A 15,972-nucleotide genomic window follows, 5' to 3' on the forward strand; every position below is an offset into this window, starting at 1 on the left:
AGTCGGCGGAAAGGGAGCGGGTTTCTGAGATCAACTGGAATGTTGTTTTATATTTTTTTTAACTTAATCTTTGTCCGCACTCCAGCCCACACTGCAATGATAAGTCCTCCAATCGTATCCGCGATTAAATCGATCATTGTATCTTTATTTCCCCCGCCTTGTAGTGTCATTCCGAATAATTGATCAGAACTAAATTCGTAGATCTCCCATATGACACCACCAAGTGCCGAGAAAGAAAGGGTAAACAAAAAGACGAACCAAGGGGATATCTCTTTGCCTGCATTTCTGTATACCAATCGTTCATATAAAGCAATTCCCGTAAAAGCAAGAAGGGAACCGCTTAACAAATGCAAAAATGTGTCCCACCAACCCAATCCATACCAACCTAAAATAGATCCTAAAAATTGTGAACCGAATAAAAAGATCAAATAGGAAATGACAATTGGCAAATTGAATTGAAGCTTGGTAAATAGGGCCAGTGAAAGGGGAATTGCCCCACATACCACACCGCCTATCGAAACCAGTGATTTGAAAGTTTCATCGGCTGTATAGTAATAAATGGATAAAGCTCCCATGAAAAGTACATACACTAAACTTAATGAAATAACTAGCTTACGATTCATATGATTACCTCAACAAATCATCATAATTTTAATTTTTGTACACTAGAATAAATGGAAATGAGCAGGCCGCCGGTTAGTCCGAAAATTATATCGTACATGGTATCTTTGTTACCGCCTCGCTGCATGGTATGAGTAAAAGTGAGATCTCCTGCGAACTCATATATTTCCCAAAGAACGGTGGCAGTGACTGAAAGTGAGAGAACAAAAAGGAAAATGACCCACCTTGAAACATCTTTTCTCGCTTTTTGAGGGATGTATAGTTTATAAAGGGCAATCCCCACAAAACCCACGAAGATGCCTTTGTAGAAGTGAAGTCCAGAGTCCCACCATTTAAAATCAACATAAAAATTTGCGATGGATCCTAAAAATGTCGTACAGAAAACAAAAACATAATAGCCGATTATGATAGGAATGTTAAAGGGATTATTTTTTACAAACAGTAATGAAATGGGCAAGGCACTTACCAATATTCCCCCAAGAGCTACCATCCATCGGGAAGAATCATCTTTTTTGAGGTAAAAGATGAGTAAACCAGTCATGAATGCTATAAATACCAAACTAAAAATAATGATTATTTTATGTTTCAATATACTCACCTCATTCGTAAATATTCATTACGATCATCCAATCGAGCCAGATTGAACGGCAAAATTGTATTTTTAGGGTATTTTTATGTTGTTCTTTTTTAAATTCTCCATCTTACATTTGTATGATCATTATTGTCTTCCAGGGGGCTTTTTAATGATGTTTCTAAATTTGGCCGTTATAAACAATAATAAAGGCATGACCAGACCAAAAGCCGCTGCATGGAATAACCATATATTTTTATTGTATTCCCCGGATGAAGAGACCGTCGGAAATACAATCAATGAATAAAAAACCATTATCATCCCTAAAGCTGTAGTAAATGGCCGATAATCTTTTATATTGAAAATGTTTGAAAATACGACAACCGAAACATAAAAATACATAACCGTCCTCGTATAGGTTGTAAAAATCCAAATAGTGGCAATTACTGCCTCGATCCGCATTAGGAAATTCCCTACATTTATTTTTTTGGCCATCGTATAGCTTGGAGCGATATTTCTTGCGGTGTTATCGGGTCCAAGAACCAAGATATCCATCATGATAACCAGAATTAATATGATTCCTCCGATCAAAGTGCCAATATAAAAAGCTTTTCCCCCTTTTTTTCTTTCACTGACTTTTGAAGGGAAAATCATTAAAAACATAACAGGAGACAGCGTGAACACGCTGACATAAAAAAGTATCGCCCGTATTAATGGTTTAGCGCCTCCTTCAAATACTGGCTGAATGTTTTGAATGTTTCCTTGAGGAATGATGGAAACCAAAAAAATAGTCAGTAATAGTAATACGGGTATGAAGAATATTTCCAACGTGCGTGTAAAAGTTTCAAAACCAAGGCGGACTGTAAAGATCACTACTGCAGCTAACAATATATTTAAAGCTACAAGAGGAGTATCCGGCATCCAAAAAGTTTTAATGAAATTCCCCACATAATAAGTGGTCTCGGCAGCAGTTGAAAAAGACCAGAAGAAAAATGTGAGATTGATCATCTTTCCGACTAACGTACCGAAAACCTTTTCATTTATTTGATCTAAAGCGAGATCAGGATATAAATTTCCAACCTTGATGTAAAACCATACAAAAATTAATGCGATTCCTGTTCCAAATAATGCAGCAAGCCACGCATCCTGCTTTGCAAAACCAGCTAAAGGAGAAGGAGTATGTAAAATAACCGTTCCTACCGAATACAAAAGGATTAAAATCATCAATTGATGTGATGAAATTTTGAAACTACCAGGCATTAATATTCACCTATTTGTTTGTTCCTTCCTTCTTAATACTCCTTATTTTTGGCTATTCTTGTTCAAGTTATTCACAAGGACATCAATTGCCTATCTTCAACAATCCAATCCCGTTACATTAATCGGTCGCGATTTTCCTGCCTTTTTACTGATGTAGATTTACTATACAATCATCGAATTACTGTCCCTGTCCAAGAGTATGTAATTTAATTTCTTAGTCCCGAACTTTAATGGTTTAGGAACCGTATATTGTTTTAACTGTGGCCTAATTTCTCAGTAATTCCTCATAGTATTTGATAAGGCCCTTCTCTACTTTCCAGGACGATATTAATTGTACTGAACTTGTACATACCCTTTGGTATGGCACAATACTTGCATATGATTTATTGGTATATCTAATATTTGGAGAAAGGAAGAGGATGGGAAACTGTTGGACACTCAATTATTGAAAAACACTTAAGTTCTAGGTTATCGAGCATATTTGATAGACTTAAATGTCAGAAAATTAATCCGGATTCATAAAGGGGAAGACGGAGCAGCTAAACTTAAAAATGTTAGGAGAATATTAGCATGAAAATACCAGTGGAAAATATAGTGGAGTTAACTGTAGAACATCAATTTTTACAGGCTTATCCTATATTGAGTCAGTTACGTACTGATTTGACATTAAAGGAATATCTAGATTTATTAAATGAAATGCGTAAGGAGGGAAAACAGTTATTTGCTTTATATCATGATACAAGCATCGTAGCATTAGCAGGTATTAGCTGGCGTGAAGATTCATATAATGAACGTTATGTTTATGTGCAAGATTTGGTTACTGATGTAAATCATCGTCCTAGTGGCCTTGGATATAATCTGCTCAGTTATATACATAATTGGGCAAAAGAACAAGGAGCTGAATATATTACATTGGAAGCTTGAAATCGGCGCCTTGTCACCCATAAATGTACAATTTCTAGGATGGGGAGGGTACCTATTGGTTGTCGCTTTTTTCGTACATATATACCGGAAATGAAATGTTACGACTTCAAGAATGTTGGGAAAATGGGGACAAAACAATTATGAAGTTGAGTTTGGAAAAACCAGGTATTAATAAACTTGGAATGAAAACAAGTTAAAGGAAAAAAAGTTCTTTGCTCCCTAATCAAAAATTAGTTGAAAGCTTTTAAAAACTCTGTGGAGGTCTGCAGAGTTTTTTTGCTTTAAACCATCCTTTTTTCTTTCAATTTAGTCCAATAATGGATTATGCGAATATTGGCAATCTATGCATTTACTCATAGGATCCTTTTATACATAATTTCCAATGAATTTGATTTAGATTGTGCAACCTGCTGAATCGACTCCAAAAGGCAAATTGTTTCCGAGTTTGAAAAGATGGCAGGCAGTGGTTGATAACAATCGTGGATTTAAGGAAAAAAGTAGAATTTTGATAAAAGATTATCATGTATATCATGTTTTTTGCATGGCAATTTATTTTACTTACATGGATATAATTGCAGCCAAGGTGAAAACATAATTTTAACAAGCTTTTGGTTATGAGGGGGTTAGCATTGAAATCTCGAGTTCCTATCCCATTGAGGAAGTTAATTGAAGATAAACAATCGGTGAAAAATAAACAACAACAAGAAGACCTAAATCAAAGCGGAAATCCAAACTCCAGCAAAACTAAAAATCAGGACCAAAATCCAGTTCAATCCAAAAACAGAAGTAAGGACTCAAAGAATCATCAAACAAAACTTATATCCGCTGATCTTCAATATAATATAGACCATATTAAGAAAACGTTAGGAAATAGTTCAGACATCGTTATAAGGGATTTCCAAGCAGGTAAAAATGGGGAAATTAAACTAGGCATCATTTACACAGATGGATTAACGGATTCTGCTTCCATCCAGGATTTAATCCTCGACACTTTGATGGTTGAAATTCGAAACTCTGACTTGGAAGTAGCGGTCCCTGATTGTTTTGAAATAATAAAATCACATACTCTTCCTGTAGGGGGAATAGTGGAAATAACTGATTTTCAAAAGCTTTTTAACCATGTTTTATCGGGAGACACGATGTTATTGATGAACGGCTCCCCAAAAGGATTGGCACTCGGCTCAAGAGGTTGGGTCGATCGCGGAGTTCAAGAACCTTCCTCCCAAACAGTAGTAAGAGGGCCAAAGGATGGGTTTACTGAAACACTGCGAACAAATACAGCTTTAATTAGACGGAGAATAAAAGATCCTAACTTATGGCTTGAAACAAAGCAGATTGGAGAAAAAACGCAAACAGACGTTGCGATTATGTATTTAAAAGGTGTTGCCAATGATAAAACGGTTTCAGAATTGCAAAGCCGGTTAAATCGAATCAATATAGATGCGATTCTTGAGAGTGGATACATTGAAGAGCTTATTCAGGATGAAGTATACACTCCATTTCCAACGGTTTATAATACGGAACGTCCTGATGCTGTAGCCGCTGCCATTTTAGAAGGAAGGATTGCAATAATGGTTGACGGAACGCCGTTTGTCCTTATCATTCCAGCCCTGATGGTGCATTTTTTCCAGTCCAGTGAAGACTATTATCAACGGGCAGACATTGCCACATTAATTCGAGTATTACGGTATTTATCCTTTTTCCTAGCTTTGTTAACACCGTCACTTTATGTAGCTGTTTCGACTTTTCATCAAGAAATGCTTCCTACTCCATTACTCATAAGTCTAGCTTCACAACGAGAAGGAGTTCCTTTTCCTGCTTTTGTGGAGGCGATGCTGATGGAGGTAGTGTTTGAAATTTTGCGTGAGGCAGGTGTGAGGATGCCAAGGGCAATCGGTTCATCCATTTCCATCGTTGGTGCATTAGTTATTGGACAGGCTGCTGTCGAAGCAGGGTTCGTTTCAGCAACAATGGTTATCATCGTGTCCTTGACAGCCATCTGCAGCTTTGTGTTTCCAGCCAATAGTATGGCCAGCGCTTTTCGGATGCTTCGATTCTTGTTTATGATCCTTGCCGCTACATTTGGATTATACGGGATCATTTTGGGGCTGATCGTGATGGTCCTGCATTTAAATAGCTTACGATCTTTTGGTTTACCATATTTAGCTCCAAATGCACCATTCATTTTACAAGATCAAAAAGACAACATCATTCGTATGCCACATTGGTCATTATTAAAGCGGCCTCGATTGACCAGTAAAAATGATACCGACAGAGGAGATGTCAGTTCTCCGAAACCACCTAGATAAAATGATGAGATGATGAGGGTTTTACGATGAAAAAAATGCTAAAGGTATTTTTAACGTTACCTATGATTTGTTTATCCGGCTGTTGGAGCAGCATTGAGTTGAATGAACTTGCCATCGTTACTGCCATGGGAATTGATAAAACGGAAGATGGATATCTTGTATCCGTCCAAGTTCTGAATTCGAGCGAGCTGGCAGGTGATGCCAGGTCCGGTCGCACGGAAGTTGTAACCTTCAGGAAAAGCGGTGCAACCATTGCTGAAGCAATAAGAAGCCTATCAACTGATATACCAAGAAGGTTATATGTCGCACACCTTCGTGAAATTGTCTTTGGTGAGGAAATGGCCAGGGCAGGAATTGCAAAGCCTCTGGATGTCCTTTCCCGGCAAAAGGAGTTGCGTTCCGATTTCTATATGACCGTTGCGAAGGGAGCAACTGCTTATGATACGCTTAATGTCCAAACGGCCCTTGAAAAAATACCGGCAAATAAAGTTTTTGATGCGTTGGAAAATTCAGAGAGAAGATGGGCGCCGACAAGGACGGTCACTTTGGATGAGCTGGTCAGCAGTATCGTCAGCAAAGGTAGACAGGCCATGCTAACGGGGATTCTAGTTTATGGTGATCCCGAATCAGGAAGCAATGTTACGAATGCACAAAATATCTCCCCGAAATCCGGTTTGCGATTGGATTATCTTGGAGTATTCAAGAAGGATAAACTTGTAGGCTGGTTAAACAGGAACGACAGTAAAGGTGTTAGTTACATTACAGATCATGTTAAGTCCACTGCGGTAAATATACCATGTGAAGGTGATCAAATTACGGTCAACACAACTAGTTCAAAAACGAAAATCAAAGGGAAAGTGGAAAATGGAAATCCAAAAATTGATATAAATGTTACCTCAGAAGGGAGTATAGGTGAGGTAGAATGCACAATCGATTTAACTAAACCCGAAAAAATCGAAGAATTGAATAAAAGATACGAAAAAGATGTTAAAGCTAAAATAGAAGGATCTATAAAGACGCTACAAGAGAAATATCAAAGTGACATCTTCGGTTTTGGTGAAGAAATTCATAGAACCGATCCTAAAGCATGGAAACGTTTACAGGAAAATTGGGAAGAGGAATTCGCAAATTTGGACGTGAATGTATCCGTTGAAGCAAAGATTCGCAATTTGGGGACGATATCAGAATCCTTTCAAAAAGAAATTGAGGAGTAAAGACCAATGTGGGCAATTATTGGAACACTTTGTACTGGAGCTATTATTTCATTTTTTGAAATACCCCCCCTAATTAAAAAGAAATGCTGGAAGGAAATTGTCATTTTCATTTTATTGCTTTTAGTTGGCATGACATTAAGTATTTTAATAATCAAGGATATTACCATTCCGACCCCTATCGACTGGATAACGAAAATATATAGTCCACTCGCTCATTTCATGGATCGCATTTTATCCTAGGGAGGTATCGAATATGCTTGAAAAAGGAAAAATCAGCTCTGGTGAATTTCTTATAATGGTCATCATATTCACCATTGGAGGAGCGATACTTACTTTACCTTCCGTACTTGTTTCATTAGCGAAACAGGATGGCTGGATTGCCTATATTATAGCTACTCTCATCGGGTTATGTTTCGTTCTCTTATTTACCCGGCTCGCCTTACTTTACCCATCCATGAATTATATAGAAGTTAATGAAAAAATATTTGGGATATGGATCGGGAAGATCTCGGCACTGCTATTCCTATTATATTTATATTACCTTTCTTCAGCGCTACTTAGTGAGATTGGGAATTTTTTTTCAACACAGGTTCTGGTTGAGACACCTATGGAAATGATTATGATTTTGTTTATAGTAACAAGCTTATTTGGTGCAAGGCTAGGATTGGAAGTCATCTGTAGAACGGCATTAATCTTTTTTCCTTGGCTTGTACTGCTGCTTTTCATATTATTCGTATTTCTTATCCCGGACATCAATTTCGAAAATTTGCAACCTGTATTTGAAGGAGGCATGAAACCGATAATGAGGGGGTCATATCACTCTTTAGCCCTGCCTTATGTTCAGCTTGTTTTCTTTTTAATGATCACTCCATATGTACATGAAAAGGCTGAAATGAAGAAAAACTTTTATTTAGGGACTATATTAGGTGGCGGCGTTCTATTCTTAGTGGTCATTTTCTGTATCCTTGTATTGGGGGCTGATAATACAGCAAGGTTAACCTACCCTTCTTATAAACTGGGAATGAGGATAAGCATTGGTAATTTTTTTGAAAGGGTAGAGGTCATTGTGGCCTTCATATGGGTTTTTACAGAGTATTTTAAGTTGACCATATGCTTTTATGGACTCGCTTTAGGAATAGCTCAATTGCTAGGAATAAAAAATTACAAAATTCTTCTATTCCCATTAGCATTTCTAATTCTCACTTTTACCATCTTTTCGCATCCCGATATCGTGCATTATCAAAACTTTATGGCTACAGCTTGGACACCATTATCCTTAACGATATGTTTTATTCTGCCATTGTTATTATTAATGGTTGGGAAAATCAGAAAAAAGTAAGAATAAGAAGGGTTTCCAGCACTTTTGCTGTTCATGTTCATGTGGACATTACTTACATCTGTAAACAAATAAATTTTGATGGGAAAAGATCCGGCATGAAGCAAATTCATGTAAAAGAAGTTAAAAAAATATTCTGACAAATTCATTGACTAAAGAAACTTGATGATTTAATATAACAATATATAACATTACATAATGTTGTATATCAAATATTAAAGGAGTGGGGAAATGAGTAAATCGGTTATGAATGTAAAAAGTAATGTAAAAACAGTATTGGATCAATTAAAGGGTAGGAAAATTAACAATATTTATTTGGTAGCATGCGGGGGATCTTCTGCCATTATGTATTCAGCTAAGTATATACTGGATCGTGAATCTCAAAATATAACCTCCGATCTGTATAGTTCAAATGAGTTTATACATCGCAATCCGCAACAACTAGGGAAGGAATCTTTAGTCATTTTATGCTCTATGTCCGGAACAACTCCTGAAACAGCCGAAGCGGCTAAGTTTGCAAAAAGTAAAGGTGCGTTTACAGTGGCATTAACGAACGAACCAGCATCACCATTGGCCCAAAATGCGGACCTTTATATTAAATATGAATGGGGGAACGGTGTAAACGCCTTCGATACAAACCTCAGTGTTTTATATCAATTAGTTTTTGGTGTACTTCATATGGCGGAAAACAATGAAAAGTTTGGAAAACTGGTATCAAGTTTGGAGAACTTACAGCCAGTGTATGAAAAAGCCCTGGAGCAAGAAGCTTCCAATGCAAGGGTATTCGCACAATCTCATGCAAAAGAACCTGTTATCTATACAATGGCAAGTGGTTCAAACTATGGGACAGCCTATTCTTTCAGCATTTGTATCTTAATGGAAATGCAATGGATACACTCACATGCGATTCATGCTGGTGAGTACTTCCATGGACCATTCGAAATTATTGACGAAAATGTACCGTTTATCATTCTTTTGGGATTGGATGAAACAAGACCATTGGAAGAAAGAGCATTATCTTTTTCTCAGCGTTTCGGCAAAAAGCTAACGGTGTTAGATGCAAAACAGTATGATCTTGATGGTATTGATGAAGAAGTAAAAGGATATATTGCACCGCTTATCTTAAATCGTATATTACGTCAATATGCAGAAGAATTAGCGGAAGCGCGTAATCATCCCTTAAGCAAAAGGCGTTATATGTGGAAAGTAGAATACTGATAGCTATAGAAAACTTAATATTCTGTATATTTTATTTGCGAATTATACTATAATGTTTTATAACATTATAGTATAATTTCCTGATAATAAAAGCATTTATTAAAAGGAGGGTATTCATGAGAAAAACAAAACTTTTATTCGCATCATTTTTAAGTTTATCTTTAATGCTTGGGGGATGTTCTGGTGAAAGAACATCTTCAGAATCAAATGACGGAAAAACAACCTTAACATTTTTTCATAGGTGGCCAAAGGAACCGGAAAAAACCTACTTTAATGAAGTTGTAAAAGAATTTGAAAAACAAAACCCCGATATCCATATTAAAACCGAAGCAGTCCTAAACGATTCGTATAAAGACAAAATTAAAGTAATGACAGGTACAAATAATCCACCTGATGTTTATTTCTCTTGGAGTGATGAATTTGCCAGTCAGTTTGTGCGAGGCAATAAAGCTTTGGATTTAACTTCTTATTATAAAAACGATCCGACATGGTCTTCTCAACTCGTTCCATCCCAAGTCAAACCATATACATTTAATAATAAGGTGTATGGTGTCCCCGTAACAATGGATGGGAAAATGTTTTTCTATAACAAGGATGTCTTCGAAAAATTGAACATACACCCACCTAAAACCTGGAATGAATTTATCGATGTATTAAAAGTGTTAAAAAAGAATAACTACACAGCTCTTCAATTCGGCAGTCAAGATACTTGGACAATTTCCCATTATGTGGGCACATTGAATCAACGTCTGGTTAGTCCGGAAGTGCTGGCAATGGATTATAATCGAAAAACTGGAAAATTCAAGGGTGACGACTACATAAAAGCGCTTGAGAAATTCCAGGAGTTGTTACCTTATTTTAATGAGAATACTAATTCAATAGATCATGAATATGCAAGACAGCAATTTTCAAATGGTAAAGCACCTATGTTTTATGCAGAAACGGCAGAGATCAAGTTATTTGGACCCACTAAGTTTGAACTTGGAATGTTTAACTTTCCTGAGGTAGAAGGCGGAAAGGGTAATCAAACAAATCTAACGGGATCGCCTGAAGGCTTTATGGTTTCTTCCAAGACAAAGCATCCCAAAGAAGCGATGGAATTTTTAAAGTTTCTAACCTCTAAACATATGGGAGAAAAACTAGTCACTGATGTGGGCAAGTATAGTGCAGTTAAAGGTACGGTGAATGAAAATAATTCTTCCCCAGAACAGCTGGAAGCGGTCCAAAGCATATTAAACACAAAAGAAATGGCCCCATGGTTTGATATGAGCATTGATGCGCGTATTGCAGATGCCTATTTAACAGGAACACAAATGATGTTAAATGGAGATAAAACACCTAAGCAGATTATGCGAGATGTTCAAAAAGCTGCTGATACCGTTAGATTTGAAGCGGGGAAATAAGGAAAATCATTTTTCCGTTTTATTAAGGGAGTGATATTTTAATGATAAAACCCGATAAATTTGTACCTTATCTATATCTTCTTCCAGCCTTAGTTTTTTTATTGCTTGTTTATATTCCCATTTTCCAGAATATTGGCGATAGTATGTATAATTGGAGTACATTCTCACCAGATAAAGCATTTGTTGGGATGGATAACTACTTTATTTTATTTAAAGATCCCGTATTTTATGAAGCTTTAAAAAATAATATTCTTTATGCTGTCATTTCGATTGTTTTCCAGGTTTTTGGAGGGTTAATTGTTGCAGCTGTTTTAGAAGATAAATTAATCCGTAAATTTTCACCTATATTTCGAACAGTCTATTTTTTACCAGTCGTCGTTTCAATGACAGTCATCGCCTTACTGTTTTCATTTTTTTACAACCCGGAAGTAGGATTGTTAAATCAGTTTCTCAAAATGATTGGATTGAATAATTTAGCACTGCCCTGGTTGGGTGATAGTGAAACGGCAATCTATGCAGTCATTGCTGTCTCACAGTGGCAATCAATAGGTTATATAGCCATGCTATATATCGTATCCATTCAAAAAATTTCACCTGAACTATATGAAGCAGCTGAAATGGATGGAGCGAATAAAATAAAAACGTTTTTTCACATTACGGTTCCAGCAACGAAGGAAATGACATTCGTCGCCGTAATATTAACATTGACAGGTGCCTTTACAGTGTTTAATGAGCCATATATCTTAACTGGAGGGGGACCGGGAACTTCTTCGGAAGTCCTGAGTACCTATTTATATAAAACGGCTTTTTCAAAAGATATGATGGGATATGCTTCTGCCATAGCAACGGTTATCTTAATTATTACCTTACTTATTTCTCTTGTTCAAATGAAAATATTTAAAACGGGAAAGGAGGACTAATAATGGAGATGCCTAAATCAACGATCGGAGTACCGGAATTAGTTGTGGAAAATCTAGAGTATGCAAGGAAAAGAAAAACCTATAATATGAGAATAGCCCTTGTTTATGCAGGTTTGATCGCCTACTTCCTTGTTGTTGCATATCCCTTATTATGGATGGTCATCAGTTCTTTCAAAAGCACAGAGGAAATTTTTAACCATAGTTGGTCACTTCCTCATACATGGTTGTTTGAAAATTATGTTACAGCTTGGAATAGTGGGATTTCTTCCTACTTTTTAAATAGTGTCATGGTTACTGGCATGACTTGTATGCTAACGGTTTTAGTAAGTGCATTAGGTGCATACGGATTATCTCGCTTCGATTTTCGTGGAAAGGCTTTCATTTTGGTCATATGCTTAGGCGGTTTGATGCTATCTCCCCAAGTAAGCCTGATCCCTTTGTATAATATCATTCAGAAGCTTGGGATATATAACACCCATTGGGCGTTAATCTTACCTTATGTAGCTTACAGAATTCCGCTAACCATCTTGTTGATTCGTGCTTACTTCCTGTCCATTCCGAAAGAACTGGAAGAGGCTGCCCGGCTGGATGGGTGCACAAACCTTGGAATCCTTTTTAGGATTTTCATTCCCATGAGTAAACCTATTTTATTAACGACGGTAATTTTAACAGCTTACTATACATGGAATGAATTCATGTTCGCCATCATCTTTATAGACGATGATAGTTTACGTACGATACCTGCCGGTTTAATGCAATTCCGAGATGCATTGCAAACCGATTGGGGAGTGTTGCTTTCTGGATTAACGATTTCAGCGGCACCTATCGTCATTTTATTTTTATTCATGCAGAAGTATTTTATCCGTGGAATTGCTAGTGGAAGTGTAAAATGATAACAGGGGGAACAGGCATGAAGCTAATTGGAATTGGGGATAACGTAGTAGATTTTTATAAAGACCAAGGAAAGATATATCCCGGCGGCAATTCATTAAATGTGGCAGTAATGTGCAATCGTTTAAATGATGAGCAATCTTCATATATTGGCATTGTAGGAAATGATGGGGCGGCAGACCATGTGTTGGAGGTATTGCAAAAGGAAAAGATGGAGATTAGTAGAGTAAGACAAGCAGTAGGAGAGAATGGTATGGCAGTCGTCGCGTTGGATAAGGACGGGGACCGAATTTTCATTGGTTCCAATAGAGGGGGAATTCAATCCAGATTGGGGATTGTACTGAATGACGAGGATTTGGATTATATTCGGGAACACGACCTGCTTCATACAAGTGTTTATAGCCATATAGAGCATAACCTCCCATCATTAAGCCAACTCATGGACCTTTCTTTTGATTTTTCGACAAATCAAGAGGAACCCTATTTACAAAAAGTTTGTCCGTATGTGACATATGCATTTTTTTCAGGAAGTAATTTAAACGCTGCAGAGTGCCATGCACTGATTCAAAAGGTGCATTCGTTCGGCTCAAAAGTGGTATGTGTTACTCGGGGGGAAAAGGGAGCACTCTTATCAATTGAAAATCAATTATATGAACAAGCTATTATCCAAACCAAAGTTGTAGATACATTGGGGGCGGGAGATTCATTTATTGCTGGTTTTCTCTCATCGTATGTCCAAGGGCAAGATGTAAATATAGCTTTACAAAAAGGAGCTTTAGCTGCCTCCCAAACCTGTCAGGATTATGGAGCTTTTGGGTATGGTAAAGAATATATTCCTGACCATATGCTGGTTTAACGATTTATAGATGGAAAAAGGTAACGAGATCCCGGATTAGGAGGGGGATTCGTTACCTTTTTCTTGCGACATGGAACTATCAATCGTAAAGGTCACGCGATTGGCAGGATAATATAAGAAGGAGGAATGGATGGGCTGCTTCTTTGCGTCATATGCCACTTTCTCCACTTTGAAAAGGGGATCTCCCACTTCGCACTCTAAAAATTTTGCTTCATCTGCATTTGCCAATACCATATTTAAAAGTTTCGTGTTATGAACAGGAGTTATATTATATTTATGCTTTATGGTGTCATACATGGAAACGGAGTTATGGACATGTTCATTTAAATTAGGCAGAACCTTTAAGGAATAATGAGAAATTTCCAAGGTGAGAGGTTGATTATCATAGTATAAGATCCGTTGTAATTCAAGAACATCACTTTCAGGAGTAATCTCCAAGGATTTAGAAATATTAGCCGGTGCGGGTATGATTCCAAATGAAAGGATTTTAGTTTGAGGTATCTTCCCTAATTCTGACATATATTCAGCATGACCGTTAACAGCAAATAGTTCCCTTTTTACCTTAGGATATTGGACAAATGTTCCCTTTCCTTGTTGGCGTATTAGAAGACCCTCTTCCACCAAGTCCAAAACCGCTTTTCTAACAGTAATCCGACTTACCCCATATATGTCACATAATTCTGTTTCGGTTGGTAATCTTTCGCCAGGAGAGTATATCCCTTTGTTTATATCTTCGATAATCGATTGTTTCAATTGCATGTATAATGGAGTAGAACTATGAGTGTTGAGTTTCATATTTTCCCCTTTCTCTTATTTTTTTCTTTTATTATAACGTAATGTGATGTTATAGTACAAATCATCAATTCGACTAAATGCATAGCCAATATATATATATGGTTAAAGATATCGGCAATCAACGATCCGAGATAACAATGTCGGAATCGTTGTTGTGGGAAAATATGCATTTTTGCACAGCTAACATAAAAAGAGTATATATTAGTGCAGCTCCCAACTTTTAGCTAAAGCTGGTGGCAGCATCATAAAATAGCCATAATACGACATCAAATTCCAACATATTTCTACTTCTCCATTTTGTATAATGAGATAGAAAATTATTTTAAGGGAGTGATTGTTGTCATATGAAAAACAGGAAAGTTATTTCAACTCTGGGAGTTGCCGTTTTATCGGCGAGTATTGCGGCACCAGCATTTGCAGCTAATGAAACATCCCCGGGAACACCCATTCAACAAACTTATTCGGTTTCAGGTTTTACAGATCATGCTGAACTAGGGAAAAAGCTAGAACAAATTGCGAGTGATAGCCAAGGTAAAGTAAAAGTGGATGTAGCTGGTTATTCCAATAGACATAGAGAAATCTATAAAGCAACCGTGGGAACTGGCGACAAAGTCGTTTTCATTCAAAGTGAGATCCATGGAAATGAGAAAACTGGTACGGATGCCATCTTGAATATCTTGAAGTTTTTGGGGACCAACTCACCTGAAGCGGAAAAAATCCGTAAAGAAATTACCCTTGTCGCTTTGCCTAAAATGAATCCCGATGCCGCTGAATTGAACCGTCGGGGAAATGATATGACCTGGGCAGAGGTCGTCGACCAGTTTCCGCAGTTAGCAGGAGCGAATCCATCTTGGAACTATTATACATACAAAAATGAATCATTCGATTATGAGTCCAAACCTGGTTTCGATGTCAATCGTGACTTTAATCCTGATTTAAATTATATTCCCCAAGCTAAAGACTTCCCTGGAAAATCATCCACCCCTGGTTGGTTCATAACACCTGAATCACAAACAACACGTGATGTTTACAAGTCTCTACTGAAGCAATACGGAAAGGTGGAGATTTTTGTGGACTTGCATCACCAAGCTCCCTATTATGAAGTTGATGGAACGGATGATTTAGTCTCCTACTCGATTTCCGCTCAATTTGTTCCTGATCCAAGCTCGCCTTCAGGACAAGATTATGCCAAATATGCAAAAAACTATAATTATGATTTTTCCAGACAATTGAATGTGGCGGTATATAATGCCATGAAAGAACAAGGTAATTCTCCATATGGGAATATATCCTTATATCCGCAAAACCAAAACCTTCCTGGAACGGCTTTAGGAGCCTTTGCTTTAAACGGAAGTGGGACAGTACTCTTTGAAGTTAGAGGTCAAACACAGTCTTTTGGCCAAAAGAAAAAAGGCATGCTTATTAAAGCAGTTGAAAGAGGGTTATATGGAATAATTGATGGAGTTACTGATGGCTCTGTATATAAAATCAATCCGGAACAATACGAGTCAATTCCACTGACGGAGGGCAGGCAATAATAAAAATTGAGGAAATGATAGCTCTATCAACTTCCAGCCTATATTGAAGTAACCAGACGGAACTCTAGGCAAAAGTGTTCTATCTAAAAGGTAAGACAAAGTTGATTGGAGCGGGT

The 15,972-nt window shown here is 37.2% G+C and carries 15 protein-coding genes; 11 read left to right on the plus strand and 4 right to left on the minus strand.

From position 1 onward, the window contains the following. Nucleotides 1-47 precede the first annotated feature (47 nt). The 3 genes from ADA55_RS05430 to ADA55_RS05440 all read right to left on the minus strand — a co-directional run bounded on the left by ADA55_RS05430 (nt 48) and on the right by ADA55_RS05440 (nt 2,452). Nucleotides 48-623 (minus strand): hypothetical protein, encoded by a 576-nt coding sequence (locus ADA55_RS05430; RefSeq protein WP_048680232.1) that lies wholly within the window; start codon nt 621-623, stop codon nt 48-50. Nucleotides 624-643: 20 nt separating this feature from the next. Then, complete coding sequence (locus ADA55_RS05435) at nt 644-1,210, minus strand: hypothetical protein (RefSeq protein WP_048680234.1); 567 nt, start codon at nt 1,208-1,210, stop codon at nt 644-646. A gap of 129 nt (nt 1,211-1,339) precedes the next feature. Next, nucleotides 1,340-2,452, minus strand: a complete 1,113-nt coding sequence (locus ADA55_RS05440; protein ID WP_048680237.1) for a GerAB/ArcD/ProY family transporter — start codon at nt 2,450-2,452, stop codon at nt 1,340-1,342. A gap of 570 nt (nt 2,453-3,022) precedes the next feature. Here ADA55_RS05440 and ADA55_RS05445 point away from each other — a divergent pair. From ADA55_RS05445 to ADA55_RS05490, 10 genes are all read left to right on the plus strand, one after another. After that, the gene (locus tag ADA55_RS05445; RefSeq protein ID WP_048680278.1) at nt 3,023-3,376 is read left to right on the plus strand and encodes a GNAT family N-acetyltransferase; all 354 of its coding nucleotides are present in this window, start codon (nt 3,023-3,025) and stop codon (nt 3,374-3,376) included. A gap of 629 nt (nt 3,377-4,005) precedes the next feature. Beyond that, entirely contained in the window at nt 4,006-5,685 is a 1,680-nt protein-coding gene (locus ADA55_RS05450) for a spore germination protein (RefSeq protein ID WP_250697522.1), read from the plus strand. A 26-nt stretch (nt 5,686-5,711) separates the two neighbouring features. Then, the gene (locus tag ADA55_RS05455) at nt 5,712-6,899 is read left to right on the plus strand and encodes a Ger(x)C family spore germination protein (RefSeq protein ID WP_048680240.1); all 1,188 of its coding nucleotides are present in this window, start codon (nt 5,712-5,714) and stop codon (nt 6,897-6,899) included. Between the two features lie 6 nt (nt 6,900-6,905). Continuing rightward, nucleotides 6,906-7,139 (plus strand): hypothetical protein, encoded by a 234-nt coding sequence (locus tag ADA55_RS05460; RefSeq protein WP_048680243.1) that lies wholly within the window; start codon nt 6,906-6,908, stop codon nt 7,137-7,139. Nucleotides 7,140-7,152: 13 nt separating this feature from the next. After that, complete coding sequence (locus ADA55_RS05465; RefSeq protein ID WP_048680250.1) at nt 7,153-8,238, plus strand: GerAB/ArcD/ProY family transporter; 1,086 nt, start codon at nt 7,153-7,155, stop codon at nt 8,236-8,238. 228 nt (nt 8,239-8,466) lie between these two features. Then, a complete protein-coding gene (locus tag ADA55_RS05470; protein ID WP_048680253.1) occupies nt 8,467-9,453 on the plus strand; it encodes an SIS domain-containing protein in 987 nt (328 codons plus the stop codon). Nucleotides 9,454-9,569: 116 nt separating this feature from the next. After that, nucleotides 9,570-10,856 (plus strand): ABC transporter substrate-binding protein, encoded by a 1,287-nt coding sequence (locus ADA55_RS05475; protein WP_048680256.1) that lies wholly within the window; start codon nt 9,570-9,572, stop codon nt 10,854-10,856. 41 nt (nt 10,857-10,897) lie between these two features. Then, on the plus strand, nt 10,898-11,776 hold the full coding sequence (locus tag ADA55_RS05480; RefSeq protein ID WP_048680259.1) for a carbohydrate ABC transporter permease: 879 nt from the start codon (nt 10,898-10,900) through the stop codon (nt 11,774-11,776). An 86-nt stretch (nt 11,777-11,862) separates the two neighbouring features. Next, nucleotides 11,863-12,669: a carbohydrate ABC transporter permease gene (locus tag ADA55_RS05485; protein WP_226990416.1), complete on the plus strand. Its 807-nt coding sequence runs from the start codon at nt 11,863-11,865 to the stop codon at nt 12,667-12,669. 17 nt (nt 12,670-12,686) lie between these two features. Then, the gene (locus ADA55_RS05490; protein WP_048680265.1) at nt 12,687-13,523 is read left to right on the plus strand and encodes a PfkB family carbohydrate kinase; all 837 of its coding nucleotides are present in this window, start codon (nt 12,687-12,689) and stop codon (nt 13,521-13,523) included. Between the two features lie 36 nt (nt 13,524-13,559). On the opposite strand, the gene ADA55_RS05495 is transcribed toward ADA55_RS05490, so the two are convergent. Next, nucleotides 13,560-14,318, minus strand: a complete 759-nt coding sequence (locus tag ADA55_RS05495) for a GntR family transcriptional regulator (RefSeq protein WP_048680268.1) — start codon at nt 14,316-14,318, stop codon at nt 13,560-13,562. A gap of 344 nt (nt 14,319-14,662) precedes the next feature. Between ADA55_RS05495 and ADA55_RS05500 the strand changes: the two genes are divergently transcribed. Further along, a complete protein-coding gene (locus ADA55_RS05500; protein WP_048680271.1) occupies nt 14,663-15,856 on the plus strand; it encodes a M14 family zinc carboxypeptidase in 1,194 nt (397 codons plus the stop codon). Nucleotides 15,857-15,972 lie beyond the last annotated feature (116 nt).

The organism is Bacillus sp. 220_BSPC (genome assembly GCF_001054655.1).
In the GTDB taxonomy this organism is placed as follows: Bacteria; Bacillota; Bacilli; order Bacillales; family DSM-1321; genus Peribacillus; species Peribacillus frigoritolerans.